Below are 963 nucleotides of genomic sequence, written 5' to 3'. Positions count from 1 at the left end.
GGATCAGACGTAGCAAACATCAAAACCACAGCTAAAAAAGATGGCGATTATTACATCGTCAATGGCAGTAAAACCTTTATTACAAGCGGGCATCGCGCCGACTACTATACAGTGGCGGTTCGTACCGGTGGCGATGGCTACGGCGGAATCAGTTTATTACTTATAGAGCGTGATACCGAAGGTTTTACGAGAGGTAAAAACCTTAAAAAAACAGGATGGTGGGCAAGCGATACAGCAGAACTGTTCTTTGATAACTGCAAGGTGCCCGCTTCAAATCTTATTGGTGCCGAGAATGCAGGATTTTTCGCCATCATGTCGAACTTTGAAATGGAGCGATTAAGTCTGTGCGTTATGGCCAACATGACATCAGAACTTGCGCTCGAAGAGGCGCTCGCTTATGTTAAGCAGCGAGAAGCTTTTGGCCGTCCAATCGGTAAATTTCAAATCATCAAGCACAAGCTTGCAGAAATGGCGACAGCCCTAGAAGCGAGCAAAACATTTACCTATTCACTCGCACAAGCAATGAGTGAAGGCCAGCCGGTCATCAAAGAAATATCAATGGCAAAAAATCTAGCAACGCAGACCAGCGATAAAATCACTTACGATGCAGTGCAAATATTTGGCGGAATGGGCTTTATGCGTGAATCGAAAGTAGAGCGTTTAGCGCGAGATAACCGAATTCTCTCGATTGGTGGGGGAACCTACGAAATAATGAATGAGGTGATTGCCAAACAGCTAGGCCTATAGTCGCCCCCAGCCATTAACCTTCAACTAGACAACACGTTACTAAATCAATCAGTGCGGGAGCATAAAGCTATTTCACTTTACTCCCCTTTCTTTACTTCTCTCACTAAGCGTCAGATTGAAGACTCAATAATACTGAAGACCTTCTGACGATATTCAGCAGATTCACCAACCAGGTGATGACCAGCGCCATCGACCACACTGACCTTCACTAAAGGG

The 963-nt window shown here is 45.2% G+C and carries 1 protein-coding gene; it reads left to right on the top strand.

Annotated elements, in window-relative coordinates:
- On the top strand, positions 1 to 747 hold a 747-nt coding region (locus A3762_RS22855; protein ID WP_197469515.1), incomplete at its 5' end, for an acyl-CoA dehydrogenase family protein.
- Between the last annotated feature and the right edge of the window lie 216 nt (positions 748 to 963).

It is taken from the genome of Oleiphilus sp. HI0125 (genome assembly GCF_001635355.1).
The sequence above is the reverse complement of the archived record's forward strand: the minus strand, read 5'-3'. Positions and strand labels throughout refer to the sequence as shown.